Source organism: Falsiroseomonas sp. HW251 (assembly GCF_050563545.1).
In the GTDB taxonomy this organism is placed as follows: Bacteria; Pseudomonadota; Alphaproteobacteria; order Acetobacterales; family Acetobacteraceae; genus Falsiroseomonas.
Map to the genome: position 1 here is coordinate 309,101 of NZ_JBNXUM010000002.1, position 26,284 is coordinate 335,384.

The 26,284-nt window shown below is 71.4% G+C and carries 25 protein-coding genes; 14 read left to right on the plus strand and 11 right to left on the minus strand.

Annotated elements, in window-relative coordinates; all coding sequences use genetic code 11:
- Positions 1–39 precede the first annotated feature (39 nt).
- The 7 genes from paaN (at position 40) to ACLF3M_RS03405 (ending at position 7,060) form a co-directional block, all read left to right on the plus strand.
- Positions 40–1,695: a phenylacetic acid degradation protein PaaN gene (gene paaN / locus ACLF3M_RS03375; protein WP_430655426.1), complete on the plus strand. Its 1,656-nt coding sequence runs from the start codon at positions 40–42 to the stop codon at positions 1,693–1,695.
- A 36-nt stretch (positions 1,696–1,731) separates the two neighbouring features.
- Positions 1,732–2,898 carry an ABC transporter substrate-binding protein gene (locus ACLF3M_RS03380; protein WP_430655427.1) on the plus strand — a complete coding sequence of 389 codons (1,167 nt, stop codon included), beginning with the start codon at positions 1,732–1,734 and terminating at the stop codon, positions 2,896–2,898.
- Positions 2,899–3,091: 193 nt separating this feature from the next.
- Positions 3,092–3,967, plus strand: coding sequence for a branched-chain amino acid ABC transporter permease (locus ACLF3M_RS03385; RefSeq protein ID WP_430655428.1), 876 nt, complete (start codon positions 3,092–3,094; stop codon positions 3,965–3,967).
- A gap of 1 nt (position 3,968) precedes the next feature.
- Positions 3,969–4,901: a branched-chain amino acid ABC transporter permease gene (locus tag ACLF3M_RS03390; protein ID WP_430655429.1), complete on the plus strand. Its 933-nt coding sequence runs from the start codon at positions 3,969–3,971 to the stop codon at positions 4,899–4,901.
- On the plus strand, positions 4,898–5,734 hold the full coding sequence (locus ACLF3M_RS03395) for an ABC transporter ATP-binding protein (RefSeq protein WP_430655430.1): 837 nt from the start codon (positions 4,898–4,900) through the stop codon (positions 5,732–5,734). The genes ACLF3M_RS03390 and ACLF3M_RS03395 overlap by 4 nt, the downstream gene beginning before the upstream one ends.
- Positions 5,727–6,428, plus strand: a complete 702-nt coding sequence (locus ACLF3M_RS03400; protein ID WP_430655431.1) for an ABC transporter ATP-binding protein — start codon at positions 5,727–5,729, stop codon at positions 6,426–6,428. Before ACLF3M_RS03395 ends, ACLF3M_RS03400 begins: the two co-directional genes overlap by 8 nt.
- Positions 6,429–6,430: 2 nt before the next feature.
- Positions 6,431–7,060, plus strand: coding sequence for a GAF domain-containing protein (locus tag ACLF3M_RS03405; RefSeq protein WP_430655432.1), 630 nt, complete (start codon positions 6,431–6,433; stop codon positions 7,058–7,060).
- Here the strand turns inward: ACLF3M_RS03405 and ACLF3M_RS03410 are convergent.
- The gene (locus tag ACLF3M_RS03410; protein ID WP_430655433.1) at positions 7,057–8,679 is read right to left on the minus strand and encodes a peptide chain release factor 3; all 1,623 of its coding nucleotides are present in this window, start codon (positions 8,677–8,679) and stop codon (positions 7,057–7,059) included. The two genes, ACLF3M_RS03405 and ACLF3M_RS03410, sit on opposite strands and share 4 nt — an antisense overlap.
- Positions 8,680–8,702: 23 nt before the next feature.
- Positions 8,703–9,662 carry a 2-dehydropantoate 2-reductase gene (locus ACLF3M_RS03415; RefSeq protein ID WP_430655434.1) on the minus strand — a complete coding sequence of 320 codons (960 nt, stop codon included), beginning with the start codon at positions 9,660–9,662 and terminating at the stop codon, positions 8,703–8,705.
- Between the two features lie 46 nt (positions 9,663–9,708).
- Between ACLF3M_RS03415 and ACLF3M_RS03420 the strand changes: the two genes are divergently transcribed.
- Together ACLF3M_RS03420 and ACLF3M_RS03425 are read left to right on the plus strand one after the other, a co-directional pair.
- Entirely contained in the window at positions 9,709–10,677 is a 969-nt protein-coding gene (locus ACLF3M_RS03420) for a Bug family tripartite tricarboxylate transporter substrate binding protein (RefSeq protein ID WP_430655435.1), read from the plus strand.
- A gap of 93 nt (positions 10,678–10,770) precedes the next feature.
- Entirely contained in the window at positions 10,771–11,175 is a 405-nt protein-coding gene (locus ACLF3M_RS03425) for a DUF6481 family protein (RefSeq protein WP_430655436.1), read from the plus strand.
- Positions 11,176–11,379: 204 nt separating this feature from the next.
- On the opposite strand, the gene ACLF3M_RS03430 is transcribed toward ACLF3M_RS03425, so the two are convergent.
- From ACLF3M_RS03430 to ACLF3M_RS03460, 7 genes are read right to left on the minus strand one after another with little or no spacing between them, the layout of a single operon-like run.
- Positions 11,380–12,126, minus strand: a complete 747-nt coding sequence (locus ACLF3M_RS03430) for a hypothetical protein (RefSeq protein ID WP_430655437.1) — start codon at positions 12,124–12,126, stop codon at positions 11,380–11,382.
- On the minus strand, positions 12,123–13,283 hold the full coding sequence (locus ACLF3M_RS03435) for an FAD-dependent oxidoreductase (protein ID WP_430655438.1): 1,161 nt from the start codon (positions 13,281–13,283) through the stop codon (positions 12,123–12,125). The genes ACLF3M_RS03430 and ACLF3M_RS03435 overlap by 4 nt, the downstream gene beginning before the upstream one ends.
- The gene (locus ACLF3M_RS03440) at positions 13,280–14,533 is read right to left on the minus strand and encodes an MmgE/PrpD family protein (RefSeq protein WP_430655439.1); all 1,254 of its coding nucleotides are present in this window, start codon (positions 14,531–14,533) and stop codon (positions 13,280–13,282) included. Before ACLF3M_RS03440 ends, ACLF3M_RS03435 begins: the two co-directional genes overlap by 4 nt.
- A complete protein-coding gene (locus ACLF3M_RS03445; RefSeq protein ID WP_430655440.1) occupies positions 14,530–15,510 on the minus strand; it encodes a Bug family tripartite tricarboxylate transporter substrate binding protein in 981 nt (326 codons plus the stop codon). The genes ACLF3M_RS03440 and ACLF3M_RS03445 overlap by 4 nt, the downstream gene beginning before the upstream one ends.
- Positions 15,511–15,522: 12 nt before the next feature.
- Complete coding sequence (locus ACLF3M_RS03450) at positions 15,523–16,824, minus strand: alanine racemase (RefSeq protein WP_430655441.1); 1,302 nt, start codon at positions 16,822–16,824, stop codon at positions 15,523–15,525.
- Positions 16,821–17,585, minus strand: coding sequence for a class II aldolase/adducin family protein (locus ACLF3M_RS03455; RefSeq protein WP_430655442.1), 765 nt, complete (start codon positions 17,583–17,585; stop codon positions 16,821–16,823). The genes ACLF3M_RS03450 and ACLF3M_RS03455 overlap by 4 nt, the downstream gene beginning before the upstream one ends.
- Before the next feature lie 29 nt (positions 17,586–17,614).
- On the minus strand, positions 17,615–18,625 hold the full coding sequence (locus ACLF3M_RS03460; RefSeq protein ID WP_430655443.1) for a succinylglutamate desuccinylase/aspartoacylase family protein: 1,011 nt from the start codon (positions 18,623–18,625) through the stop codon (positions 17,615–17,617).
- Positions 18,626–18,702: 77 nt separating this feature from the next.
- Here ACLF3M_RS03460 and ACLF3M_RS03465 point away from each other — a divergent pair, with 77 nt between their 5' ends.
- The 5 genes from ACLF3M_RS03465 (at position 18,703) to ACLF3M_RS03485 (ending at position 24,020) form a co-directional block, all read left to right on the plus strand.
- Entirely contained in the window at positions 18,703–20,244 is a 1,542-nt protein-coding gene (locus tag ACLF3M_RS03465) for an ABC transporter substrate-binding protein (RefSeq protein WP_430655444.1), read from the plus strand.
- Positions 20,245–20,307: 63 nt separating this feature from the next.
- On the plus strand, positions 20,308–21,258 hold the full coding sequence (locus ACLF3M_RS03470) for an ABC transporter permease (protein ID WP_430655445.1): 951 nt from the start codon (positions 20,308–20,310) through the stop codon (positions 21,256–21,258).
- A gap of 4 nt (positions 21,259–21,262) precedes the next feature.
- Positions 21,263–22,132 carry an ABC transporter permease gene (locus tag ACLF3M_RS03475; protein WP_430655446.1) on the plus strand — a complete coding sequence of 290 codons (870 nt, stop codon included), beginning with the start codon at positions 21,263–21,265 and terminating at the stop codon, positions 22,130–22,132.
- On the plus strand, positions 22,129–23,082 hold the full coding sequence (locus ACLF3M_RS03480; protein ID WP_430655447.1) for an ABC transporter ATP-binding protein: 954 nt from the start codon (positions 22,129–22,131) through the stop codon (positions 23,080–23,082). The genes ACLF3M_RS03475 and ACLF3M_RS03480 overlap by 4 nt, the downstream gene beginning before the upstream one ends.
- The gene (locus ACLF3M_RS03485; protein WP_430655448.1) at positions 23,079–24,020 is read left to right on the plus strand and encodes an ABC transporter ATP-binding protein; all 942 of its coding nucleotides are present in this window, start codon (positions 23,079–23,081) and stop codon (positions 24,018–24,020) included. The genes ACLF3M_RS03480 and ACLF3M_RS03485 overlap by 4 nt, the downstream gene beginning before the upstream one ends.
- A gap of 177 nt (positions 24,021–24,197) precedes the next feature.
- On the opposite strand, the gene ACLF3M_RS03490 is transcribed toward ACLF3M_RS03485, so the two are convergent.
- Positions 24,198–25,004: an enoyl-CoA hydratase gene (locus tag ACLF3M_RS03490; RefSeq protein ID WP_430655449.1), complete on the minus strand. Its 807-nt coding sequence runs from the start codon at positions 25,002–25,004 to the stop codon at positions 24,198–24,200.
- Between the two features lie 43 nt (positions 25,005–25,047).
- Positions 25,048–26,232: a CaiB/BaiF CoA transferase family protein gene (locus ACLF3M_RS03495; RefSeq protein WP_430655450.1), complete on the minus strand. Its 1,185-nt coding sequence runs from the start codon at positions 26,230–26,232 to the stop codon at positions 25,048–25,050.
- Positions 26,233–26,284: the final 52 nt, after the last annotated feature.

Here is a 26,284-nt window from a genome sequence, read left to right on the forward strand (position 1 = left end):
CGCCCAGCACCGCGTCAACGGCGGAAGAGGGAGGAGGCGATGGGCGCAGACGCTCTCTCGACCAGGCACCAGGCAATCCTCGACCAGGCCGTCGCCGCCGCGCGCAGCCGCATCTTCTTCTCGGCCTACCCCGAGACGCCGTCCGGCAAGATCTACGGCGAGACGGCCAAGGCCGAAGGCGAGGCCGCGTTCCAGGCGCTGCTCGACAAGCCCTTCGAGCCCGGCCCCAACCAGGTCGGCGCCGAGACCTCGCCCTGGGGCCCGTCGCTCGGCATCACCTATCCCGCGCTCGACGTCGCGGCGCTCGTCGCCCGTGCCGAGGCCGCGCAGCCCGCCTGGGAAGCGACGCCCGCATCGCACCGCGCCGGCATCTGCCTCGAGATCCTGTATCGCCTCAACCGCCAGAGTTTCCTCATGGCGCAGGCCGTGATGCACACCACCGGCCAGGGCTGGGCCATGGCCTTCCAGGCCGGCGGCCCGCATGCGCAGGACCGCGGGCTCGAAGCCGTCGCCTACGCCATGGAGGAACTGTCGAAGATCCCCGGCGAGGTCACCTGGTCCAAGCCGATGGGCAAGGAGACGCTGACAATCCGCAAGACCTTCCGGGCTGTCCCCCGCGGCATCGGTCTGGTCGTGGGTTGCGCGACATTCCCGACCTGGAACGGCTATCCCGGGATCTTCGCGAGCCTCGCCACCGGCAACGCGGTGATCGTGAAGCCGCATCCCGCGGCGATCCTGCCGCTTGCGATCACCGTCCGCATCGCGCGCGAGGTGCTGACGGAAGCAGGGCTTCCTGCCGACATCGTCCAGCTCGCCCCCGACACGGCGCAGCAGCCGCTCGCGGCCGAGCTCGCGGCGCATCCCGCCATCGGCATCGTGGACTTCACGGGCGGCCCCGCCTTCGGGAACTGGCTCCGCGAGCACATTGGCGGCCGCAAGCCGCTGCACACGGAGGAAGCGGGGATCAACCCCGTCGTGCTGCATTCGACCGACGACTTCGCCGGGCTCTGCCGCAACCTCGCCTTCTCGCTCGCCCTCTACAGCGGACAAATGTGCACAGCGCCACAGAACATCTTCGTGCCGAGGGCCGGCATCGCGACCAACGAGGGCCACAAATCCTACGAGCAGGTCGGCGCCGGGCTCGCCGCAGCGCTCGACGCGCTGCTGGCGGATCCCGCGCGCGCCGTCGGCATCGCCGGCGCCATCCAGAACCCCGCCACGCTCGAGCGCATCGCGGCCGCGCGGCGGCTCGGCGAGGTCATCCGGGACTCCGCGCCGATCCCCGGCCAGGACGCGGCGCGTACCGCGACGCCGCTGCTGGTGGCGACCGACAGCGATGCCGGCGCAGCCTGGGGCGAGGAGCGCTTCGGCCCCATCGCCTTCCTCATCGCCTGCCCCGACGCGGAGCAGGCGCTGAGCATGGCCGCGAGCTCCACCCGCGCCCGTGGTGCCATCACCGCGCTGGTCCACAGCACCGACGACGCGTTCCTGGCGACGGCCGAGCACGAATTCGCCCGCGCCGGCGTGGCGCTGAGCGAGAACCTGACCGGCGGGCTCTTCGTCAACCAGTCCGCCGCCTTCAGCGACTACCACGTCTCCGGCGCCAACCCTTCGGGCACGTCCTGCCTGACGGATGCCGCCTATGTCGCCAACCGCTTCGTCATTGCCATGGCGCGCCGGCCCGTCGCGGCCTAGCCTGACCGCAACGAACACACAGGGAGGACTAGACGAATGAGTCTCGGTTCGATGCTCCGGCGCGGCGTGCTCGCGCTCGGCGCCGCGGCGGCGTTGGCACTGCCGGCCTTTGCGCAGCAGGGCCAGCCGATCCGCATCGGCGCCGTGCTGTCGGTGACGGGCCCCGCAAGCTTCCTCGGCGACCCCGAAGACAAGACGCTCCGGCTCTATGTCAATCGCATCAACGCCGCCGGCGGCGTGAACGGGCGGCCGATCCAGCTCATCGTCTATGACGACGGCGGCGACGCCAACCGTGCCCGCACCTTCGCGACCCGCCTGGTGGAGGACGACCGCGTTGTCGCCATGGTCGGCGGCACGACGACCGGCACGACGATGGCGATGCGCCCGGTCTTTGAGGAAGCGCGTATCCCCTTCATCAGCCTCGCGGGCGGCATCGAGATCGTGGACCCCGTCTCGCCCTACACCTTCAAGACGCCGCACACCGACCGCATGGCCTGCGAGAAGATCTTCGCCGACCTGCGCGCGCGCGGCCTGACGCGCGTGGCGCTGATCTCCGGTACCGACGGCTTCGGCCAGTCCATGCGCACGCAGTGCCAGCGCGTCGCGCAGGCCGCTGGGATCACGCTGGTGGCGGACGAGCAGTATGGCCCGCGTGATTCCGACATGACCCCGCAGCTCACGCGCATCCGCAACACCCAGGGCGTCGAGGCCGTGGTGAATCCCGGCTTCGGCCAGGGCCCGGCGATCGTGACGCGCAACTACGCGCAGCTCGGCATCCGGCTGCCACTCTATCAGTCGCATGGGGTTGCCAGCGCGGAGTTCATCAACCTCGCGACCCCCGCGGCCGCAGAGGGCGTGCGGCTTCCCGCCGCCGCGCTGCTGGTCGCCGAGCAGCTCCCGCAGAACGACCCGCAGCGCCAGGTGCTGGTGGACTACAAGACGGCGTTCGAGCGCGAGACGGGGCAGCCCGTCAGCACCTTTGGCGGGCATGCCTATGACGGGCTGATGATCCTGGTGGACGCAATCAAGCGCGCCAACGGCACGGACGGCACGCGGCTGCGCGATGCGATCCGGCAGACCCGCGGCTTCGTCGGCACCGGGGGCGTCGTGAACATGAGCGCGACCGACCACATGGGTCTCGATCTCAGTGCGTTCCGGATGGTGGAGATCCGGAACGGGCAGTTCGTGCTGATCGGGAATTGAACAGGACTTCCCTCTCCCGCTGAAGCGCCTCCCTCCCCCGCAAGCGGGGAGGGATGGGGTGGGGGTGCTTCGTTCAGGGCGCCCTTATCCTCGCACCCCCACCCTGACCCGCCCCCGCTTGCGGGGGAGAGAAATCGAGGAACGGGGGAGGGCAGGGCAAGCGGCGGAGGAAGAGACGCCCGGAGCCCCACGCATGACCGCAGAACTCCTGCAATTCCTCGTCTCCGGCCTGACGGTCGGCGCGGTCTATGCGCTGGTCGCGCTGGGGTTCACGCTGATCTACAACGCGTCCGACGTCGTGAACTTCGCGCAGGGCGAATTCGTGATGCTCGGCGGCATGGTCACCGTCTTCGCGACCGCGGCCGGCATCCCGCTGCCGCTTGCCGCTCTGCTCGCCATCGTCGTCGCCGTCGTCGTCGGCCTGCTGCTGCATCGCTTGGCGATCGAGCCGGCGCGCGGCGCCTCGCCGGTCACGCTCATCATCATCACCATCGGCGCATCCATCTTCCTCAAGGGCGTCGCGCAGATCGTCTTCGACAAGCGCTTCCATCAGATGCCGGGCTTCAGCGGCAACGACCCGATCCTGCTCGCCGGCGCGGCGATCCTGCCGCAGAGCCTCTGGGTGCTGTCCGGCGCGGTCGTTGTCTTCGTCGGGCTCTTCGTGTTCCTGGAGAAGACGCTGCTCGGCAAGGCGGTGCTGGCGACCGCGGCGAACCGGCTGGCGGCACGGCTGGTCGGCGTGGACACCTCCTTCGTGCTCGCGCTGTCCTTCGGCCTCTCCGCCGCGATCGGCGCGCTGGCCGGCATCCTGATCACGCCGATCACGCTGACCTCCTTCGATGTCGGCACGCTGCTCGCGCTGAAGGGCTTTGCCGCCGCGATGCTGGGCGGCATGGGCAGCCCGCTGGGAGCCGTTGTCGGCGGGCTGGTGCTCGGGCTGCTCGAGAGCTTTTCCGCCGGCACGATCTCCTCGGCCTACAAGGACGCGGTCGCCTTCGTGGTGATCCTCGCGACGCTCTTCGCCATGCCGCAGGGCCTGTTCGGCCGGCGCAGCGTGGAGCGCGTCTGACATGAACGCGCGCTGGGCCACCTTGCTGATCCTGATCGCGATTATCGGCACCATCCCGTGGTTCTTCCCCTCGGGCTTCTACTTCCGGGTCACCGCGCTGATCTGGGTCACCGCGCTCGCCGCCGTGGGGCTGCAGATCCTGATGGGCCAGGCGGGCCAGGTGAGCCTGGGCCACGCCGGCTTCGTCGGCATCGGCGCCTACACGATGGCGCTCGGGCCGAAGCTGCTCGGCCTGGACGTGCTGCTCTGCCTGCCGCTGGGTGGAGCCGTCGCGGCCGGCGTCGCCTATGTCGTGGGCCGGCCGATCCTGCGGCTGAAGGGCCATTACCTCGCGGTCGCGACGTTGGGCTTCGGCATGCTTGTCGGCATGGTGCTGGTGAACGAGGTCGGGCTGACCGGCGGCCCCGACGGCATCCGCATCCCGCGCGCCGAGATCGGGGAATGGCGCATCCGCGGCGGCGAGACCTTCTACTGGATCACAGGCGGCGCGCTGATCCTCGGCGTCTGGATCGCGCTGAACCTGCAGGACAGCCCCGCCGGCCGCGCGCTCGCCGCGCTGCACGACAGCGAGGTTGCGGCACGCACCGTCGGGATCGACGTCGCGAAACACAAGCTGCGGGCCTTCGTGATCGCCGCGGTCTATGGCGCGGTGGCGGGCGGACTGCTCGCGCTGATGAACGGCTTCGTCACGCCCGACGCGGCGGGGTTCCTCGCCTCCATCGAGTACGTGACGATGGTGGTGATCGGCGGGCTCGCTTCCGTCCCCGGCGCGGTGGTCGGGGCGGCGCTGATCGTGCTGCTGCCGCAGACCCTGACCTTCCTGCATGAATACGAGCAGGCGGTGATCGGGCTGTTGATCATGCTCTTCATGATCTTCCTGCGCGCGGGGATCGTCCCCGGGCTCGCGGGCCTGCTGCGGCGGAAGCCCGCATGAACGCGATCCCGCCTCGTGGTTCCGTGCTGCTGACCGCCGAGGGCATCGGCATCTCCTTCGGCGGGCTGCGCGCGCTGGACGGCGTCGGCTTCGCCGCGCGCGCGGGCGAGATCCTGGCGATCATCGGGCCGAACGGGGCGGGGAAGACCACGCTCTTCAACATCGTCTCCGGCCTCTATCGCGCGACGAGCGGCCGCATCGCGCTGGGCGGGCGCGACGTCACGGACGCCACGCCGGACCGACTCGCCGCGCTCGGCCTGTCCCGCACCTTCCAGAACCTCCAGGTCTTCTTCCGCATGACGGCGCTGGAGAACGTCATGGCGGGGCGGCACCTGCAGGAAGGCTCGAACCTGCTCGCCGACCTGGTCCGCCTGCCGCGCTCGCGCCGCGCCAACGCCACCACGCGCGACGCCGCGATGGCGCTGCTGGACGAAGTGGGCCTGGCCGACAAGGCCGACCTTGCCGCGGGGTCGCTGCCCTACGGCGCGCTGAAGCGGCTCGAGATCGCGCGAGCGCTGGCGACGAAGCCGCGCGTGTTGCTGCTCGACGAGCCCGCCGCCGGCTGCAATCCCGTGGAGACCGAGGAGATCGACCGCTTGATCGCCGCGGTCGCCGCGCGAGGCGTGGCGGTCGTGCTGATCGAGCACGACATGAAGCTCGTCATGCGCATCAGCCGCCACGTCGTGGTGCTGAACCAGGGGCGGATGCTGGCGGAAGGCACGCCGTCGGAGGTGCGGTCGAACCCGGACGTGATCGCGGCCTATCTCGGCACCCACGGCGCGAAGGAGGCTGGTCGCGCCGAGCAGCAGGCGCGCGGGGCACAGCATGCTTGACGTGGAGGACCTCCAATCCGCCTATGGCCGCATCCTCGCGCTGAAGGGCGTCTCGCTGCGCGTCGAGACCGGCGAGATCACGGCGATCGTCGGCGGCAACGGCGCGGGCAAGACGACGCTGCTTCGCTGCCTGTCGGGGGTGCAGCCCGCCAGTGCCGGCCGCGTAACCTTCCATGGCGAGGACATCACGGCCTGGAGCCCGCACCGGCGCGTCGCCGCGGGCATCGCGCAATCACCGGAAGGCCGCCAGGTCTTCGGGCCGCTGAGCGTGGAGGACAACCTCCGCCTCGGCGCCTTCCGGCGCGGGCGCGCCGAGGCCGAGGTGAACCTCGAACGCGTCTTCGACATGTTCCCGATCCTGCGGGACAAGCGGGCGCTGCCGGCCGCCGGCCTGTCCGGCGGGCAGCAGCAGATGCTCGCGATCGGCCGCGCGCTGATGAGCGAGCCGCGGCTGCTGCTGCTGGACGAGCCGTCCATGGGCCTCGCGCCGGTGCTGGTGGACCAGATCCTGGATGCGGTGGTGGCGCTGAAGGGCGCCGGCGTCACGGTGCTGCTGGTCGAGCAGAACGCAAGCGCGGCGCTGGCGATCGCCGACCGCGGCTATGTCATCGAGACCGGCAGGATCGCGCACAGCGGTACGGGTGAGGAGCTGCTGCACGATCCCGCAATGCGCGAAGCCTATCTCGGAGTGTGAGCATGACCGACGCCGAACTCGCGACCGCAACGCTGGCTATGATGGAGCGCGCCGGGGACGAGGCGCTGGACGCGGCCGGGCCGGAGGAGGCGATCCGCGCGATCGCGCGCGGCTGCTTCGATCTCCTGGGGGACCGCGACGCGCATCTCAGGCCCGGCGCGCTGAAGGAAGGCGAGCGGCAGTATCTCGTCGCCGGCGCCTTCTTCGTCACGCCGGACAGGCAGTGGCACATGCTGGTCGGCAGCATCGGCTTCCCGCCGGAGCAGCAGCGGCTGCTGGTGCCGATCGATGGCGGGCATCCCGGCCGGGTCCACGCGACCAGGTCGAAGCTGCTGCTGCGCAACACGGACGACCACGGCAGCTTCCGGCAGTACCTGAAGACCTCGCGCATGGGCTCGACCATCTTCGCGCCGATCACCTGGCGCGGGGAGTTCCTCGGCCAGTTGATCATGGCGGCGCAGGCGCGCGGGACGATGCGGGAGGTGGACCTGGCGGTGCTGGTGGCCTGCGCGCGGATCGCCGCCGGCGTGTGGGTCGCGCAGGGAGGGCCGGCCTGGCTGGCGGCGAACTACCCGCCGGCGGATGGATTCTTCGTCGGGCGCGAGGGGTTGGACGAGCGCGACAGGACCTAACGCGCCATCTGCACCACGCCGTGCTGCTCCCGCACGGCGTGGAACTTTAGCGCGGGAAAGTCCTCCTCCGCGCGCTTGCGGCGCCAGTCGCTGCTGAACAACGCGACGTATTCGCCGTCATGGTCCTCCGCCGTATCGCTGCGGTTGGTCGCGGCCCAGCGCTCGATCTCCGCGCGCTCGCCGCTGATCCAGCGCAGGACCTGCCAGCGCGTCGCGTCGAAGCCCGCGGGGACGCCGTATTCCACCTTGAGCCGCGACTGCAGCACGTCGAGCTGAAGCTGCCCGACCACGCCGACCACGGGCGGCGAGCCGTCGAGAGGCCGGAAGATCTGCACGACGCCTTCCTCGGCGAGCTGGTCGAGTGCCGTGCGCAGCTTTTTCGCCAGCATCGGATCCTCCAGCCGCACATGGCGCAGGATCTCCGGGGCGAAGGAAGGCACGCCCTTGAAGTTGACCTCCTCGCCTTCCGTCAGCGTGTCGCCGATGCGCAGCGTCCCGTGGTTGGCGATGCCGACGACGTCGCCGGGCCAGGCTTCCTCGGCGACCTGGCGTTCCTTCGCGAAGAAGAAGAGCGGCGCGTTCACCGGCACCTGCTTGCCCGTGCGGACCTGGCGCAGCCGCATGCCCTTGGTCAGCCGCCCGCTGCACAGCCGCACGAAGGCCACGCGGTCGCGATGGTTGGGGTCCATGTTGGCCTGGACCTTGAAGACGAAGCCGGTCAGGCGGGGCTCCTCGGGTTCGATGTCGCGGGGATCGGCAGGCCGCGCGCCGGGCGGGGGCGCGAAGCGCGACAGGCCCTCCAGCAGATGGCCGACGCCGAAGTCGCGCAGCGCGGAGCCGAAGAAGACCGGCGTCAGCGTGCCCTGCCGGAACGCCGCGAGGTCGAAGGGCTTGAGGCCGGCCTCGGCCAGCAGCACCTCCTCGGACAGCGCCGTCGCGCGTTGCTCGCCGACCAGCTCCGCGATTTTCGGGTCGTCGTAGCCGGTGACCGCGATGCCCTCCTCCTCCGTCGCGTCCACCGGCATCAGGCGCTTTGCCAGGATGTCGTAGGTGCCCCAGAACTCGGACGCGCGGCCGACCGGCCAGGCGACGGGGGCGGCGTCCAGCGCCAGCGTCTGCTCGATCTCGTCGATCAGCTCGAAGGGATCGCGGGCCTCACGGTCCATCTTGTTGACGAAGGTCACGATCGGGATGTCGCGCAGGCGGCAGACCTCGAACAGCTTGCGCGTCTGGCTCTCGATGCCCTTGGCGGCGTCGAGCACCATCACCGCGGCGTCCACGGCGGTCAGCGTGCGGTAGGTGTCCTCGGAGAAGTCCTCGTGGCCCGGTGTGTCCAGCAGGTTGAAGACGACGCCGGCGCGTTCGAAGGTCATGACGGAGGTCGCGACGGAAATGCCGCGGTCCTGCTCGATCTTCATCCAGTCCGATCGCGTGCGACGCGCATTGCCCTTGGCGCGCACGGCGCCGGCGAGCTGGATCGCGCCGCCCTTGAGCAGCAGCTTCTCCGTCAGGGTGGTCTTGCCCGCATCGGGGTGGGCGATGATCGCGAAGGTTCGCCGCCGCGCGGCTTCCCGCGCGACCGCATCGGCGGCCAGGGTTTCGCTCATGATGGGCGGCATATAGCCCTTTCGGGCGCCGCGTATCAGCCCCTGGAGCGTTCCAGGATCCGCACCAGCCCATGCACCCCGCGCATCACGGGGGCGGGCTGGCCCAGCTTCCCGGCCATCTCCACTAGCGCGCCGAGGATCGGGCCGAGCTCGAGCGGCCGCCCGGCCTCCCAGTCCTGCAGCATCGAGGTCCGGAAGGCGCCCAGACGCCGTGTCACCTCGGTCCGGGCCGCGATGGAGCCGAGCGGCGCCAGGCCGATGCGCTGCCCGATCGCGTCCATCTCCGCCATCATCGCCTCGGCCAGGCCCTTCACGCCGGGCTCGTCCAGCATGTCCGACAGCGTGCCGCGGCAGAGCACGCTGAGCGGGTTCATGTTCGAATTGCCCCAGAGCTTGCGCCAGATCTCGTCCCGGATGGCAGGCGAGGCCTCGGCCGGCAGGCCGCCCGCTTGCAGCGCGGCGACGACGGCGGCGGGATCGGCGCTGGACACGCCGCCGATGGGCAGGCGGTCGGCCTTGACCAGGCGGACGACGCCCGGGGCCTCCACCAAGGACGCCGCGTGCACCACGGCGGCCAGCGTGCGCTCCGCCGGCAGCGCGGCGGCGAGCGCCCCGCCGGGATCCACGCTCTCCAGCGCGGCGCCCGCGAGCGCCCCGCCGAAGCCCTGCAGGAAGAACCAGGGCACGCCGTTCTGCGCCGCCATGACCTGAGTCGCCGGCCCCAGCGCGGCGCGGATCAGCGGCAGGGCGGCGGGCAGCTGCTGGCCCTTGAGCCCCAGCACCAGCAGGTCGGCAGGCGGCAGGTCGGCCGGGTCGGCAGCGACGGCCAGGCGGAAGGCGCGCTCTGCCGCGCCCTCCCGCAGGCGCAGCCCGTCGCGCTGCAGCGCATCCAGCGCCGCCCCGCGGGCCAGCAGCGACACCTCGGCCCCGCCGGCCGTGAATCCCGCCGCCAGCCAGCCGCCGATCGCACCCACGCCGAGGACCGTCACCCGCATGCATGCCCCCTGCCCTAACGGCCGCGAACCGGCAAGACTGCACGGCATGATCGCCCGCCGCGCTCTCCTTCCCCTTGGCCTGGCTCTGACCCTCGCCACCCCCGCGCTGGCCCAGGCTCCCTGGCCCGCCCGGCCCGTCCGCCTCGTCGTGCCCTTCCCGCCAGGAGGCACGACCGACGTGCTCGCCCGCGCCCTGGCCGCCAGGTGGCAGGACGCCTGGGGCCAGCAGGTCATCGTGGACAACAAGGGCGGCGGCGGCGGGGTGATCGGCACGCAGGAGGTGTTCCGCGCCGCGCCCGACGGCTACGTCCTGGTGCTCGGAAACAACCAGACGCATGGCACCAACGGCGCGCTGATCCCGGGCCTGCCCTATGACCCCGCCGGCTTCGCCGCGATCACGCTCGTCGCGCGCGCGCCACATGCGCTAGTGGTGCCGGCGTCCTCCCCGGCGCGGAGCGTGCCGCAACTGATCGCGCTGGGGAAACGTCCCCAGGGGGTGACCTACGCCTCCTCCTCGGCGGGGTCGTCGTCGCACTTGATGGGCGAGACCTTCGCGCGGCGGAACGGGATGACGGCGACCCATGTCCCCTATCGCGGCGCCGCGCCGGCGGCGCAGGACCTGGTCGCCGGGACGGTGGACTACATGATGGCGACCTGGGCGAGCGTCTCGGCGCTGGCGGCCGATGGCCGGATCCGCGCGCTCGGCGTCGGCGGGGAGGAACGCTTCCCCGACATCCCGGACGTCCCGACCCTGAAGGAGCTGGGCTACGACTACGTCTCGGGCGACGCCTGGTTCGGGCTCTTCGCGCCCGCCGGCACGCCGCCGGCCGTGCTCGATCGAGTGCACGCCGCGACCGAGGCCGCGCTGGCCGACCCGGCGATTCGCGGCCGGCTGGAAGCCGCGGGCTTCCGGATCGCGACCATGCCGCCCGCCGCCTTCGGCGCCTTCCACCAGGCGGAGGTGCGCCGGTGGGCGGCGCTCGTGCGGGAGTCCGGCGTCACCCTCACGAACTGATGAGGGGGGAGGGTTGCGCCCAGCACGGGGCCCTCCCCCTTGGCCACGCGGCCTGTCGCGGCTAAATGCAGGCTGCCCAAAGCCAGCAGGACCATGCAGACCAAGAAGCTCTTCGATTTCAACGAGCGCAAGAATGCCGCCGAGGAGGCCCGCAAGGCCGCCGCCGAGAAGTTCGCCTCCATGAAGGCCCGCCTCGACGACCCCGAGGTGCAGAAGCGGATGGCCGAGCAGAAGGCCATCGCCGAGGCCCGCGCCGCGCGCGAGGCCGAGAAGCGCGCCGCGAGGCTCGCGGAGAAGCGCGCCGAGCAGGCGGCGCGCGAGGCCGCCAAGCGCGAGGCCGAGCGCAAGGCGCAGGAGGAGCTCGCGATCCGGCGCGCCGCCGAGATCGAGGCCGCCAACGCCGCCGCCCGCCGCGCCGCCGACCAGCGCAACCGGGCCCATACTCTTGCTGCCGCCCACAAGGCGATGCAGGACGCGCGCAAGGCGCGCCAGCGCTAACCACGCCCCACGACGTTGCTGCGCAACGCCGCGGGGGCCCCGAACCCAACCCCACGACGTTGCTGCGCAACGCCGCGGGGGCCCCGGATTGGCGCTGAGCTTTCGCTGATGGCTCCGCCTGTCGCGGCAAAGCCGCGACAGGGCACCGGGGGGCCGCTGGGCACCGCGGGCTCTGCACCCTTTCTGACGGCGCGATAGCTGCCCTCAGCCCGGCAGACGCCCCGCCAGTTCCGGACAGCACGCCAGCATCGCCTCGCTCGCCGGCAGGCCGAGCGTGCGGCACGCGACGAACGCACAGGCCAGGTTGGACGAGACGAGCGGCACGCCGAGCCGCGCGCCCATCCATTCCATGGCGTCGAGCGTCGCCGCGCCGGTGCCCGAGATCAGCACCACGCAGTCCCCGGGCGGCGACAGCTTCGCGAGGCCGTCCGCAACCTCCTCCGGTGCCAGGTCATAGGCACGGAAGGTGTCGCTGACCTTGAAGGACTCGACGAGGTCGAGCCCGGCCGCGGCCCAGTAGCGCTCCGCGCGCTCCGTCAGCCAGCCGGGATAGGGCGAGAACAGCAGCAGACGCGACCGCCCGAGCGCCGCCAGGGCCGCGGCGATGGCGCGCGACGCCAGGATCACCGGCCGCCCGGCATCGGCCGAGAGCGTCGCCTGCAGTGCCTCGTCCTCTGCCGGCGGCAGCGCGTAGCTCGGTCCGGTGATGCCGACGATGGTCGCGTCCAGCGCCAGCGCCCCGAAGGCATGCAGCGCGGCCTTCACGTGGTCGAGGTAGACCGCGTTGCGCTGTTCCAGCGTGGTGTCCGGCATCACCGGCAGCCGCGCCACATGGAGCGCCGCCTGGTGCGGCAGCAGGTGCCGGATCTCGGGCTCCACCGCCGGATTGGCCGAGGGCGAAAGCAGTCCCACGCGATGCGTGGGATGCCAGCGTCGCGCAGGGCGACTCACGGCGCTCCCGCCTTCGCGATATCGAGCATGCTCGCCTCCCTCGCCCATGCGCGCGCCTGGTCCGGCGTCATCGCCGCCATCCGCGCGACCTCGCCGCCCGGGTCGGCGGCGACGCGCGCGTCCGTCCGCGGCAGCAGCGCGCCGCGCACCGTGTCCAGCCGCGCCCGCGCCCAGCCATCCAGCAGCGCGTCGCCGCCGCCGTCGAGCACGCGCCGCAGCGTCGCGGCCAGCGTCATGGCGTCGTGCACGCCGGCATTCATGTTCATGCCGCCCCGCGTGTTCGTCAGATGTGCGGCGTCGCCCGCGAGCAGCACGCGGCCGGCGCGATAGGCCGCCGCCATCGCCTTCCGCACGCCATAGACGTCGCGCCCACTGATCGGCATGTCCGCGAGATGCGGCAGGAAACGCCTGATGCGGGCGCGGGCGTGGTCCTCCGCCAGGGCGGCATCGTCGGGCGTCTCTGGCGCGATGCGGAAGATCAGCCGCCAGACCTCCGGCATGCGCAGCAGCGAGCACGACCCGCCGGCGTCATAGAGGTAGCCGAGGCCGTCCAGCCCCTCGACATGCGCGCGCAGGTCGAGCGGCGTCAGCAGCCTCAACACGCGATGGGCATAGTCGCTGGTCTCGGCGGCGATCCCCGCCAGGCCGCGCACCGCGCCCGAGGATCCGTCGCAGCCGATGAGCCACCGCGCGCGATGCATGGAACCGTCGTCGCAGGTCACGGTCACGCCGGCATCGTCCTGGTGCAGCGCGGCGACGCCCGCAGAGAAGCGCACCGTCTCCGGGGGCAGCGCGCCGAGCAGCGCGGGCGTGAGGTAGTGCTGCTCGCGATGCCAGCGGAAGGGGAAGCGCGTCTCGTCGCGCAGGATGCCGAGGTCGAGGGTCGCCGCTTGCGGCGCGGCGGAAGATGCGAAATCACCGCTGTCCACGCGCCGCCAGAGGATGCGGTCCACCTGCACGCCGCTCCGCCGCAGGCCCGCGAAGACCCCGACCTCGTCCAGCGCCTCCAGTGTCGGCGGATGGAAGGTGGAGGCGCGCGACGCCGTGGACAGGCCCTCGCGCTTCTCCAGCACGCGCGCCTCGATGCCCCGCCGGTGCAGCGCGAGCGCGAGCGTCAGGCCGACCGGCCCGGCGCCGGCGATCAGGATATCCGTCATCCCAGCAAGCCCTCGGCCGGCGCGTCGTGCAGCAGCGCGGCGATCGCGCGCGCGACACCGGATTCGCCGAGCGTCGGGCAGGCGAAGCGCGCGAACTTCGCGATCGCCTCGGCCTCGCTCATCGGGCGGTCGGGGTCGCCGGTGACGCCGGTGATGGTGACGCTCTCGCCATCCACGGTCAGCGTCGCGCCCCGCCTGCCGGCGGCTGTCAGCGCGGCGTCCTCGGTGAGCTCGATGCGGGCCTCGAGCGCGCGCAGATGCGGGTCGGACAGCGCGTCGTCTGTGTAGGCGGCGGGGCCGAGGTCGCCCTGGACCAGCGCGGCCGCGACCGCCCAGCTCAGGCTGAACTGCGCCGAGATCGCGGCGCGCGGCGCGCGGTTGCCGGCATAGCGCAGCGCCTCGGCGTAGGTGGACAGCACGATCTCAGCGGGGTCGCGCGGCACGCGGCCGCGCAGCGCGATCGCGGCGGCGGCAGCGTAGTGGGCGTGGCGCACGCCGGCATAGGGCTTGAGATAGGCTTCCACGAGAAGCCAGGTTCCGGGAGGGGCGACGTTTTCCGCCTCCAGCCCCAGCGCGATCCGCCGCGCCTCCAAGAACCCATGCTCGGGCGCGTCCATCCCCGCGGCAGCCGCGGCCGCGGCCATGGCGCCGAGCAGCGCGGCATGCGCGGGGTAGCTGTTCCGCCCGTCCATCCCCGCCGCGATCGGCGCGTAGATCGCGAAGGGCACCTGGCAGGACACGAGCCGCACCGCGCGTGCGATGCCCTCGTCGTCCAACCCCATCAGGCGCGCCGCGCAGGCGGCCGCGCCGAGGCTGTGCCACGACCCGTCCACATGCATCCCCGGCCTGATGCGCCAGGCCTCGCCGGCGCGGGCCGCGACCTCGTAGCCCAGCGCGAAAGCGGCGACGGCATCGCCCGCGTCCGCCCCGCGAGCGCGCGCCACGAGCGCCATCGGCGCGACGGGCAGCGCGGGCCGGCCATGCGCGCGGGCCAGGCCCTCATTCGCTTCGTCCCAGCAGGTCGCGGTGGCCAGAACCGCCGCGGCCGCGCCCGGCGCGAGGCGCGCGCCGGCGAGCGTGACATCGCCGGGGAACATCGCTTCCATCGCGCGCGAGAAGGCGGCGACGCGGGGATGCCGCAGCCCCGCCAGCGCGCAGCCCAGGCTGTCCAGCAGGATGAGCCTCGCCTTGCGCCCGGCCTCGCCCGACGGCCCGGGCGAAGCCCAGGCGATGACGGCGTCGGGCGTCACTCCGCCCGCGCGCCGGATTGGCGCACGGCGTCGCGCCAGACCTGGCGTTCGCGCGCCATCAGCGGCGCGAGCGCCGCGCGGCCCTGCGGCATCGCATCGGCCTCGCGCTGCGTCAGCACGGCGGCCCAGGCCGGGCTTTCCAGCACGGCGCGGAAGGCGGCTTCAAGGCCGGCCTGGATGTTCTCGGGCAAGGACGACTGCACGAAGATCCCGTACCACGGGCTGGCGTCGAAGCCTGGCAGCGCCTCGGCCACAGCGGGGATGTCCGGCATCGCCCGGAAGCGCTGGCCGGAACTGACGGCGATGGCGCGCAGCGCGCCGCCGGGCCGCACCTGCGGCGCCGAGGTCGCGAGACCGTCGAAGGCGACGGGGATCGTGCCCGCGACCATGTCCGTCAGCAGCGGCGCGCTGCCGCGATAGGGGACATGCGTCATCTCGATGCCCGCCTGGCTGCGGAACAGCTCCAACGAGAGATGCGTGAAGGACCCGACGCCGTTCGAGCCATAGGGCATGCCGCCCGGCGTCGCCTTGATCTTCGCGATCAGCGACGCGACGTCGGTCACGTCGGGCAGCGCGCGCGGCGAGACCACCAGCAGGTTTGGTTGCTGGCCCAGCATCGCGATCGGAGTGAAGTCGCGGTCGGGGTCGTAGGGCAGCGTCGGGTACAGCGCCTTGTTGATCGCGATGATGCCCTGTGTCGCGATGAGCACCGTGCTGCCGTCCGGTGTGGCGCGCGCGACCGCCTCGGCCGCGAGGTTGCCGCCGGCGCCGCCGCGGTTCTCCACCACGACGGGCTGGCCGATGCGGGCCTGCAGCTGCTCGGCGCAGGCGCGGGCGAGGATGTCGGTCAGCCCGCCTGGCGCGAAGGGCAGCACCAGGCGCATCGGCCGCGTCGGTGTCCAGGGTGCCTGTGCGTGCGCAACGGCCGGCATGGCGAGCAGGGCCAGCGCGGTGCGGCGCGCCATCAGGTTCTTCATGGGAACGCCTCGTCAGAAGAAGGTGCGGATCGCGCCGGTGATCCGGAACTGCTCGTCCACCAGCGGGATGACCTGCCACTTGTCGAAGGTCGTGCAGGGATGCGCGACGCCGAGCACGACGATGTCGCCGACCCGCAGCAGTCCGTCCGCCGGCCCGATGAGGTAGCCGTGCTGGTCGTTCATGCCTGTCACCTTGTGGAAGGCGCCGAAGGGCATCGAGGTCTTGTCGCCGACGCGGATCAGCCGCAACGGCACGGGCCAGCCCGTGTCGAAGCCGATGTCGCGCTTGCCGCAGGTGATGATGGCGCGGCCGGGCTCCGGGATCGACTGGACATGCGCCCAGACCTCCATCGCGGGCCGAAGGTCGCCGACGGGCCAGTCGAGGGTCAGGCTCTCCTTCCGCATGCGGCGGTAGTTCTGCTCGTACCCCAGGCTGTCGTGCGTGACATAGCAGCCGCTGCGCAGCACACGGCGGACAGGCAGGCCGAGATCGCCGGCCTCGGCGAGACGCGGGCCGATGCGGTCGAAGAACGCGGAGCCCCCGGCGGTCAGCAGGATTTCCGAAGAGCCGAACAGCGATTCGGCCGCGCAGGCGCGCGCCGTCGCGGTGAGCGTGTCGAGGAAGGCATCCACGTCGCGCGTTTCCGCCAGCAGCCCCTCGAAGGCCTCGACGCCGGCCAGGCTCAGGCCCGGCGCCGCAGAGATGGCGCGGGCGACCTCCAGCGCGGCCTTGGTCGTGCGCGCGCCGGTGCGCCCGCCCATCGCGCCGACCTCCAGCAGCACGTTCAGCGGCCGCGTGTGCCCGGACCGCGCAGCGCCGGCGGCAAGCCCTTCGACCACCGCCAGGCTGTCGGCCAGCACATAGAGGTCGAACTCCGGATCGGCGATCGCGCCGAGCGCGGCGTCCACCGCGATCGTCCCGATCGGCTGGTTCGCCCAGATCACGCGCTTCATGCCGAAGCGCCGCGCGACCTGAAGCTGGTGCGACGTCGCGACCGTGATCCCCCAGGCGCCTTCGGCGACCTGCAGCGCCCAGATCTGCGGCGCCATCGTCGTCTTGCCATGCGGGCAGAGCGACAGCCCGTTACGCCTGGCGAAATCCGCCATCCAGCGCGCATTGTGCCGCATGCGGTCCGTGCGCAGCACGGCAAGAGGCAGCGGCATCTCCGGCAGCGCCCAGCCCTGCGCGCCGATCTGGTCCAGCCGCAGCGACGCGCCGGGCTTCACGCCCTTGACCGTGCCGTCCAGCGCGAAGCCCGCGATCGCCTCGTCGCGCGGCGCCAAAGGATCGGGCAGCGCGATTCCGTCGGTCACTGCTTGTAGTCCGGCTCTTCCCTGTCGAGGATCCGCCGCCAGGCATCCAGGTGCAGCCGCGCGTCGTAGCGGTCGCCCCAGGGGCCGTTGTAGCGGCGGCGCAGGCGCTCCGGCAGGTGGTGCATCGCCTGGCCCGTGGACATCGCGGTCATCTGGTACATCGCGGTGCGCTCCGCGATGAAGCATTCGTCGAAGGCGTCGGCGACGGTCGGGCCCACCACCGTCACGCCATGCCCCCGCATCACCATGGTGGACTTGTCGCCGAGGCAGCGCGCGATGCGGTCGCCTTCCTCGTTGTGATGCACCGGCTCGTCGCCCTCATGGTCGTAGACGATGCGGTCGTTGAGCGCGAGGTTGTTGTGATGCGACAGGTGCATCTCCGCATCGCGCAGCAGCGACAGCGCGGTCAGCCAGCGCGGATGGACATGGATGACGCAGGTCGCGTTGGGGTTCAGCAGGTGGATGCGCGCATGGATGTGGAAGGCGACCTTGCGCAGCTCGCCGGTGCCGCGCAGGACCTTGCCGTCGAGGTCGCAAACGATGAGGTCACTCGCCTTCAGTTCCTGGAAGAGATAGCCGCGGGGGTTGATAAGGAAGCGCGGCTCCCCCTCATCGGGCAGCATCAGCGAATTGTGGTTGCCGATCTGCTCGTTCCAGCCCTCGCGCGCGGCGACGCGGAAGACTGCGGCCATGTCGCAGCGCAGCTCCCATTCCCGCTCGTCCGCCTTGGAACTGCTGCGGGATTCGATGATAGCGGACATCTGTCTTCCTCCTGCCGGTTGGGCCGAGCCTACATGTCGCGGGCTATGACCGCTACGGGGTCGCCGGCCTTCACGCGGCCGGCGAAGCGCGCGCACCAGAGTAGGCCGGTCGCCTTATAGGAAAGCTGGATCGGTGGCGCGGCGGGGTCCTCGATGCGGTGCAGCAGGCCGGCCGGGGCGCCGGCCTCCACCGTCGTGTTCAGGGGGTCGGCCGCTTCCCAGATGCCGTCGGCCGGCGCGAAGACGTAATGCGCCAGGTCCGGGACGGTCATGCGACGCGACGGGCCGTACTCTCCCGTCGCCGGAAGCCCCTCCAGCACGCCGGCATGGCGCAGCAAGTTGCGCACGCCGCGCTTCGTGATCGCGAGCGCCGCGGGGTTCAGCCGCCCGCCGCCGCCGAGCTCCGACGACAGCGCCACGACGCCGTGCTTCTCCGCCGCGGCCAGCAGGGTCGGGCCGGCATTGACCTCCCTCAGCAGCAGCGTGATGGGGGCGCCGAAGGCATCCGCCATGGCCAGCGTCTTCGCCTGCAGCCCCGCGTCATCCCCCGCGTCATCGAGGATGTGACCGACGGCGGAGGGCACGATGTCCATCCCGGTCCCGCCGCTGTGCAGGTCCATCTGGTAGTCGCAGACCGGCAGCAGGACGCTGTCCACGAAATGCGCGAGGCTCATCGCGAAGCCGCCGAAGGGATCGCCGGGGAAGCAGCGGTTGAAGTCGCGCCCATCCAACGGGGACAGCCGCTTGCCCGCCGCGCAGGCGGGGTAGTGCATGGCGGGCAGGATGATCACGCGTCCCTGCACCGACCCCGGGTCCAGCGTGCGGGCGAGGTCGAGCAGCGCGACCTGGCCCTCATACTCGTCGCCATGGTTGCCGGCAGTCAGCAGCACGGTCGGGCCCGTGCCGTTCGCCACCACCACGATCGGCACCTGGATCGTGCCCCAGCCCGAATCGTCGCGGGATTGAGGCACGCGGAGATGCCCGACCTGACGGCCGCCGGCTGAAAGGTCCACCTCCGGCACCACCGGGCTGTTCGTCATTCGCTTCGCTCCCCCGCATTGATGTTTCGCGCGACCCGACGGTAGCATCGCGCCCAGAAGACGGGAGAGGGACGGCTATGCTGACGAGACGCGAATTGGGCCTGACCGCGGGGGCCCTCGGGCTTTCGCCGCTGGCACGGCCCGCCCTGGCGCAGGGCGCGCGCGGGACGGTGGTGATGGCGCAGCAGGCGCAGCCGCCCTCGCTCGACGCGCAGACCACCACGGCGCAGGCCAGCCGCAACATCAGCCTGCACATCTTCGAGACGCTCTTCGCCCGCGATGAGGCCGGCAACCCCGTGCCCGACCTGGCGGAGGGTGTGGATATCAGCGCCGACGGCCTGACCTATCGCTTCGGCCTGCGCGAGGCGCGCTTCCACAACGGCAAGCGCATGACCAGCGCCGACGTGAAGGCCAGCCTGCAGCGCTACGGCCGGCTCGGCGGATCGGCGTTCATCATGAACCCCGTGGACGCCATCGACACGCCCGACGCCAACACCGTCGTCGTCCGCCTGAAGGAGCCGAGCCCCGGCTTCATCGCCGGCATCTCCTCGCCGCGCGCGCCCTGCGCCATCTACCCCGAGGAGGAGGCGGGCAAGGAGCTCAACCGGATCGAGATCGTCGGCACCGGCCCCTTCCGCTTCGTGGAATACCGCCCCGACAGCCATGTCCGGATGACGCGTTTTGCCGAGTATGTGCAGAACACCAAGTACCAGGGCATGGACGGCTTCGCCGGCCGCAAGGTCGCGAATGTCGAGAACATCATGATCCGATTCGTGCCGGAGGCCGGCGCCCGCACCGCCGGGCTGCAGACCGGCGAGATGCAGATCCTGGAGGCGATCGCTGTCCCCGCGGCGCAGCGGCTGCGCAACGACCGCGGCCTGCAGATGCACGAGATGATGCCCTGGTCCTTCCAGACGCTGATGCTCAACCACGTGCAGCCGCCGATGGACAACCCGGTCTTCCGCCGCGCGCTGCAGGCGGCACTCGACCTCGAGGAGATCATGGCGATCTCCACCGACGGGCTCTATCGCATGACGCATGGCTGGCAGCACCCGAACACGACCTATTTCGCCGGCGATGTCGGTCGGCCGCTCTACAACATCAACAACAAGGACCGCGCCCGCGCCCTGCTGCGGGAAGCGAACTACCGCAACGAGGAGATCATCCTGCTGGGTGATTCCAGCTTCTCCAACCATCAGGCGACGATCGTCACCGCGGCGGAGCAGCTGAAGTCGGTCGGCATCAACGTCCGCACCGTCATCACGGACTGGCCGACCGCCTTCAGCCAGCGCACGCAGCGCACGGGCTGGCACATGTGGGCGCTGATGCTCGGCATCGAGCCCTATGAGGGGCCCTATGGCGTGGTCGGCTTCTTCAGCGGCAACGCGCCGGTGCAGCACCAGCGCGACGAGGTGATCGAGGATTGCCAGCGCCGCCTGACGACCAGCCTGGCCGAGGCCGACCGCAAGAAGGCGGTCAGCGACTTCCAGGCGCGGATGTACGACCAGGCCATCGCCATCAAGTGCGGCGACGTCGGCATCGTGCAGGCCACGCGCGCGCAGGTCAGGGACTACAAGCCTTATCGCATCCCGCGGATGTGGGGAATTTCGCTGGCTTAGGGCAGCGCGGGTGAGCGCCCCCACCCCGACCCTCCCCCGCATGCGGGGGAGGGAGAGGGCGGTATGATCCGCTACGCCGCTGGCCGACTTCTCGCCGCCCTGCCCGTCCTTGCGATCGTCTCGCTGCTGTCCTTCGGCATCGTCTGGATCGTGCCAGGCGACGTGGCCGCCGAGATGGCGGGCCCGACCGCGACCGCCGAGGAACTTGCGCGGCTGCGCGAACGGCTCGGCCTGACGCGGCCCTGGCACGAGCAGCTCATCGGCTGGTACGGCGCGCTGGCCCGAGGCGACCTCGGCGAGAGCATCCTGTTGCGCCAGGGCGTCGGCGCCGCGATCGTGGAACGCCTGCCTGTGACGCTGTCGCTGACCTTCACCGCACTCGCCATCGCGCTCGTCTGCGGCACCGCGCTCGGCGTCGTCGCGGCGGTGCGCGCGGGCAAGGCCGCGGACCGCGCGGCGATGGGCACGGCGCTGATCGGCTTCTCGATCCCGGATTTCTGGCTGGGCCTGGTCTTCGTCTACTTCTTCGCGGTCGTGCTGGGATGGCTGCCGACCGGCGGCTATGTCGCGTTCTCCGCTGATCCGCTGGGCTGGGCGCGCAACATGATCCTGCCCGCGGGCACGCTGGCGCTGGCGCAGATGGGGCTCTTCGCGCGGATGACGCGCGCGGCGATGCTCGAGGTGCTGCGCCAGGACTATGTCCGCACCGCGCGCGCCAAGGGCATGCCGGGCTGGATCGTCGTCGGCAAGCACGCGCTGAGGAACGCGCTGATCCCCGTCGTCACGGTGGCCGGCATTGCGGTCGGCGTGCTGCTCGGAGGCGCGGTCGTCATCGAATCCGTCTTCTCGCTGCCCGGTGTTGGGCGCCTGATCGTCGGCGCGATCCAGCGGCGCGACTACCCCGTGATCCAGGGCGGGCTGCTGCTGACGGCGACCATCTTCGTGGTGGTGAATTTGCTGGTGGATCTCCTCTACGCCGCCCTCGATCCCCGGATCCGCCATGGCCGGCGCTGAAGCTGTGTCTGGCGCGCCTCCGGCGCGACGGGCGAGACCTCCCGGTGCGCTGTCGCGTCTCCTTGCGCATCCCTCCTTCCGCTGGGGGCTGCTGCTGTTCGGCGCGGTCGCGGTGTGCGGGCTGCTGGCGGCCTGGCTCGCGCCCTTCGATCCCCTGCGCAACAACTTCCGCACGCGCATGCGCGCGCCGGACGAGATGTTCTGGTTCGGAACGGACCGCTTCGGGCGCGACATCCTCTCCCGCACGCTGTTCGGCATCCAGGTATCCTTGCGCATCGGCCTCGGCGTCGCCGCGCTGACCGCGGTGATCGGCGGCGCGATCGGCGCCGTCGCGGGGTTCTGGCGGAAGGCGGACGGGCCGATCATGCGCTTCATGGACGCGCTGATGGCCTTTCCCGCGGTGCTGCTGGCAATCGCACTCGCCGCGGCGCTCGGCCCGTCGGAGCTGAATGTGATCCTCGCGCTGTCCATTGCCTATGCCCCGCGCACCGCGCGCGTGATGCGGGCGGGCGTCCTGGTCGTGCGGGAATTCCCCTTCGTGGAGGGCGCGCGCGCCATCGGCGCTTCGCCGACGCGCGTGCTGCTGAGGCACGTCCTGCCGAACGCGATCGCGCCGCTGGTGGTGCAGCAGACCTATGTCTTCGCCCTCGCCGTCCTGGCCGAGGCCGTGCTGAGCTTCCTCGGCGTCGGGCCGCCGCCGCCGACGCCGACGCTGGGCGGCATCATCTCGGATGGGCGCGACTTCATCCAGGAAGCGCCCTGGATCAGCCTGGCACCCGGCGTGGTTATCGCGCTGGTGGTGCTGGGGCTGAACCTGATGGGCGACGGGCTGCGCGACGCGCTGGACCCGCGGCTGCGGACAGCCATCCGATGAGCCTGCTCTCGGTCGCTGATCTCGCGGTGTCCTTCGGCCCGACGCGCGTCCTGGAAGCCGTATCCTTCGACATCGCGGAAGGCGAGGTGCTCGGCGTCGTCGGCGAATCCGGCAGCGGCAAGTCCATGACCGCGCTCGCCATCATGGGCCTGCTGCCGATGCACGGGACCGCGGCCGGCCGCATCGTCTTCGAGGGCCGCGACCTGCTGACGCTGCCGGAACGCGAGATGCAGCGCCTGCGGGGCGAGCGCGTCGCGATGATCTTCCAGGAGCCGACATCGTCCCTGAACCCGGTCTTCACCATCGGCGAGCAGATCGCCGAGGTGCTGCGCCGCCACCGCGGCATGGACCGGCGCAGCGCGCACAGGGAAGCCGTCGCGCTGCTGAAGCTGGTGGAGATCGCGGCCGCCGAGCGGCGCGTGGACGAATACCCGCACCAGCTCTCGGGCGGCATGCGCCAGCGCGCGATGATCGCGATCGCGCTGGCCTGCCGGCCGAAGCTGCTGATCGCGGACGAGCCCACCACCGCGCTCGACGCGACGGTCCAGGCCGGCATCCTCGACCTGCTGCGCGGGCTGCGCCGGGAACTCGGCATGGCGGTGCTGCTGATCACGCACGACCTCGGCGTGGTGTCGGAGATCTGCGAGCGCGTGGTCGTGATGTATGCCGGCCGCGTCGCGGAGACCGGCCCCGCCGCGATCATCCTCGAACGCCCCGCGCATCCCTATGCGCGCGCGCTGCTCGCCGCGATCCCGCGCCTGGAAGGCCCGATCGGCGACCTGCCCGCGATCCCGGGCGTGGTGCCGGCGCCCTTCGACTTTCCCGCGGGCTGCCGCTTCGCGCCGCGTTGCGCCTACGCGCAGCCCGCATGCGAAGCCGGGCCCCCGCCGCTGCGCGCGCTGCCCTCGGGCACCTCCGCCGCCTGCATCCGCGCGGAACAGATCACGTGAGCGCGCTGGTGCAGGCCGAGGCGCTCGGCAAGACCTTCGAGGGCGGCGTGCGCGCCGTGGATGGCGTGGACCTCGCGATCGCGCAGGGCGAGACGCTGGGCCTGGTCGGCGAATCCGGCTGCGGCAAGTCCACCCTGGCACGGCTGCTGATCCGGCTGATCGAGCCCGATCGCGGCACGCTGGTCTTCCGCGGGCGCGACATCACGCACCTGCCGGACCGCGAGATGCGCCGGCTGCGGCGCGACATGGGCGTGGTGTTCCAGGACCCTTTCGGCAGCCTCAACCCACGCATGACCGTGCGCGACCTGGTGGCGGAGCCGATGGTCGTGCACGGGATCGGCGACGGCGCCTATCGCCGCGCGCGCGTGGCCGACCTGCTCGGTACGGTCGGGCTGCTGGCGGAACACGTGGATCGCTATCCCCACGAATTCAGCGGCGGCCAGCGGCAGCGCATCGCGATCGCGCGCGCGCTGGCGACCGAACCGGCCTTCCTGGTCTGCGACGAGCCGACCAGCGCGCTCGACGTCTCGATCCAGGCGCAGGTGCTGAACCTGCTGCGGGAGCTGCAGTCGCGGCTGGGGCTGGCCTGCCTCTTCGTCAGCCACAACCTCGCCGCGGTACGGCACATGGCGCCGCGGGTGGCGGTGATGTATCTCGGCCGTATCGTGGAGGAGGCGCCGCGCGAGCGGTTGTTCGCCGCGCCGCAGCATCCCTACACGATGGCGCTCCTGTCGGCGGCGGCGGAACCCGGCGGGCAGAAGCGCACGCGCATCGTGCTGAAGGGCGAGGTGCCGAGCCCCGCGGATCCGCCGAGCGGGTGCCGGTTTCGCACGCGCTGCCCGCGGGCGGTGGCGCGCTGCGCGGAGGAGGAGCCGGTGCTGGAAGAGGTCGCGGAGGGTCAGCGCGTCGCGTGCCATTTTCCGGGGGCGCTGGAGTAGGGAGTGACCCTCACCCGGTCTTCCCGTTCCCTCCCCCGCTCGCGGGGGAGGGTCAGGGAGGGGGTGCTTCGCTCAGGGCGCCCTCATCCTCCGCACCCCCACCCTCTCCCTCCCCCGCTTGCGGGGGAGGGAAGCACTAAGGCGGGGTAGGTCGGTCTGACGAGGAAGGCAGAAGCGCTACCTGCCCTTGAACTGCGGCGCCCGCTTTTCCATGAAGGCCCGCCGTCCCTCGATGTAGTCCTCGCTCGCGAAGCACTGCTTGACCAGGCGGTCGCACAGCGCCTCGTCGGCCAGGCCGCGGTCCTTCAGCGCCTCGCGCACGATGACCTTCACGCTGCCGACCGTCAGCGGCGCGTTGCTCGCGATCGTCCTGGCGTAGTCCACGACGAAGTCTTCCAGCTTCTCGTTCGGCACCACGCGGTTCACCAGGCCCATGATGCGCGCCTCTTCCGCGGTCCAGCGCTTCGCCGTGAAGAAGATCTCCTTCGCGAAGGAGGGGCCGACGAGGTCCACGAGCCGCCGGATACCGTCGAGCGGATAGCCCAGGCCGAGCTTCGCGGCGGGCACGCCGAAATTCGCGGTCTCGCCGCAGATCCGGATGTCGCAACACACCGCCAGCGCCGCACCGCCACCGATGCAGTGGCCCTGGACCATCGCGATGGTCGGCTTCGGGAAGTCCGCCAGCAGGTCGTAGACCTTCTTCGTCTGCGCCTGGTAGGCGTTCACGGCCTCCTCGCTCGCGCGCTCGGATTCGAACTTCGAGATGTCGGCGCCGGAGACGAAGGCCTTGCCGCCCGCGCCATGCACGACGACGACGCGCACGGCGTCATCGGCGGCGAAGTCCGTCAGGATGCGCTCGGCGGCCTGCCACATCTCCATCGAGACGGCGTTGTGGCGCTCGGGGTTGTTGAAGGTCATCCAGCCGATGCCGTCGGCCTTGCGGGCGAGCATCTTGTCGGTGCCGGTGATGAGCGATCCATCCATGGTCGGCGGGTCCTGGAATGCGGCGCGGGTTGGGGAAGAAGCGTCAGACCACCTGGCGCGCGCGCAGGTCGTTGATCTCGGCCTGGCTGTAGCCGAGCTCCCTGAGAATCTCGTCGGTGTGCTCGCCGAGCTCCGGCGGGTGGCTCACGATCCTCGCTGGCGTGCGGGATAGCGCGATGGGCTGGCCGACATAGGTCGCGCTCCGCTTGCCGTCGTCGAGCGTCGTGGCGATGCCGAGGTGCTTCACCTGCGGGTCGGCGAACATCTCGTCGATGCGGTAGATCGGGCCGCACGGCACGCCGGCCTCGTTCAGCGCGTTGACCCAATGCGCGGTGGTGTTGCTGCGCGTGGTCTCCTCGATCGCGGCGTTCAGCGCGTCGCGATGCTGGCTGCGGCCGCCATTGGTCTTGAAGCGCTGATCCGCCAGCAGGTCGTCGCGGCCGAGCGCCTTGGCGCAGCGTTCCCAGATGCGGTTGCCGCTCGCCGCGATGTTCATGTAGCCGTCGGAGGTCTGGAAGACGCCGGTCGGGATCGAGGTCGGGTGGTTGTTGCCGGCCTGCTTCGCGACCTGGCCTTCCATCAGCCAGCGGCTCGCCTGGAAGTCCAGCATGAAGGCCTGGGCCTGCAGCAGCGACGACTGCACCCACTGCCCCTTGCCCGAAACCTCGCGTTCCAGCAGCGCGATCATGATGCCCTGGCTCGCGAAGATGCCGGCGCAGAGATCTGCGACGGGGATGCCGACGCGCACCGGGCCCTGGCCCGGGAGGCCGGTGATGGACATGAGGCCACCCATGCCCTGCGCGATCTGGTCGAAGCCGGGCCGCGCGGCATAGGGCCCGTCCTGCCCGAAGCCGGAGATGGACGCGTAGACCAGCCGCGGGTTGACCTTGGCCAGGCTCTCGTAATCGATGCCGAGGCGCGTCTTCACATCCGGACGGAAGTTCTCGACCACGACGTCGGCGGTCTCGGCCAGTTTCTTCAGCAGCGCCACGCCCTCGGGCGACTTCAGGTTCAGCGTCAGGCCGCGCTTGTTGCGGTGCAGGTTCTGGAAGTCGCTGCCCTCGCGCGGGCCGCCCATCGGGTCGCCCTCGTCCAGCGCGGGCGGCATCTCGATCTTGATGACCTTGGCACCGTAATCCGCGAGCTGGCGGACGCAGGTCGGGCCCGACCGCACGCGGGTGAGGTCGAGCACGGTGTAGCGCGAGAGGGGTCCGGCGGCCTCGGGCATGGGCGTTTCTCCTTCGGGCGTCCTCTCTACCACCGCGGGGGAAGGCCGCAAG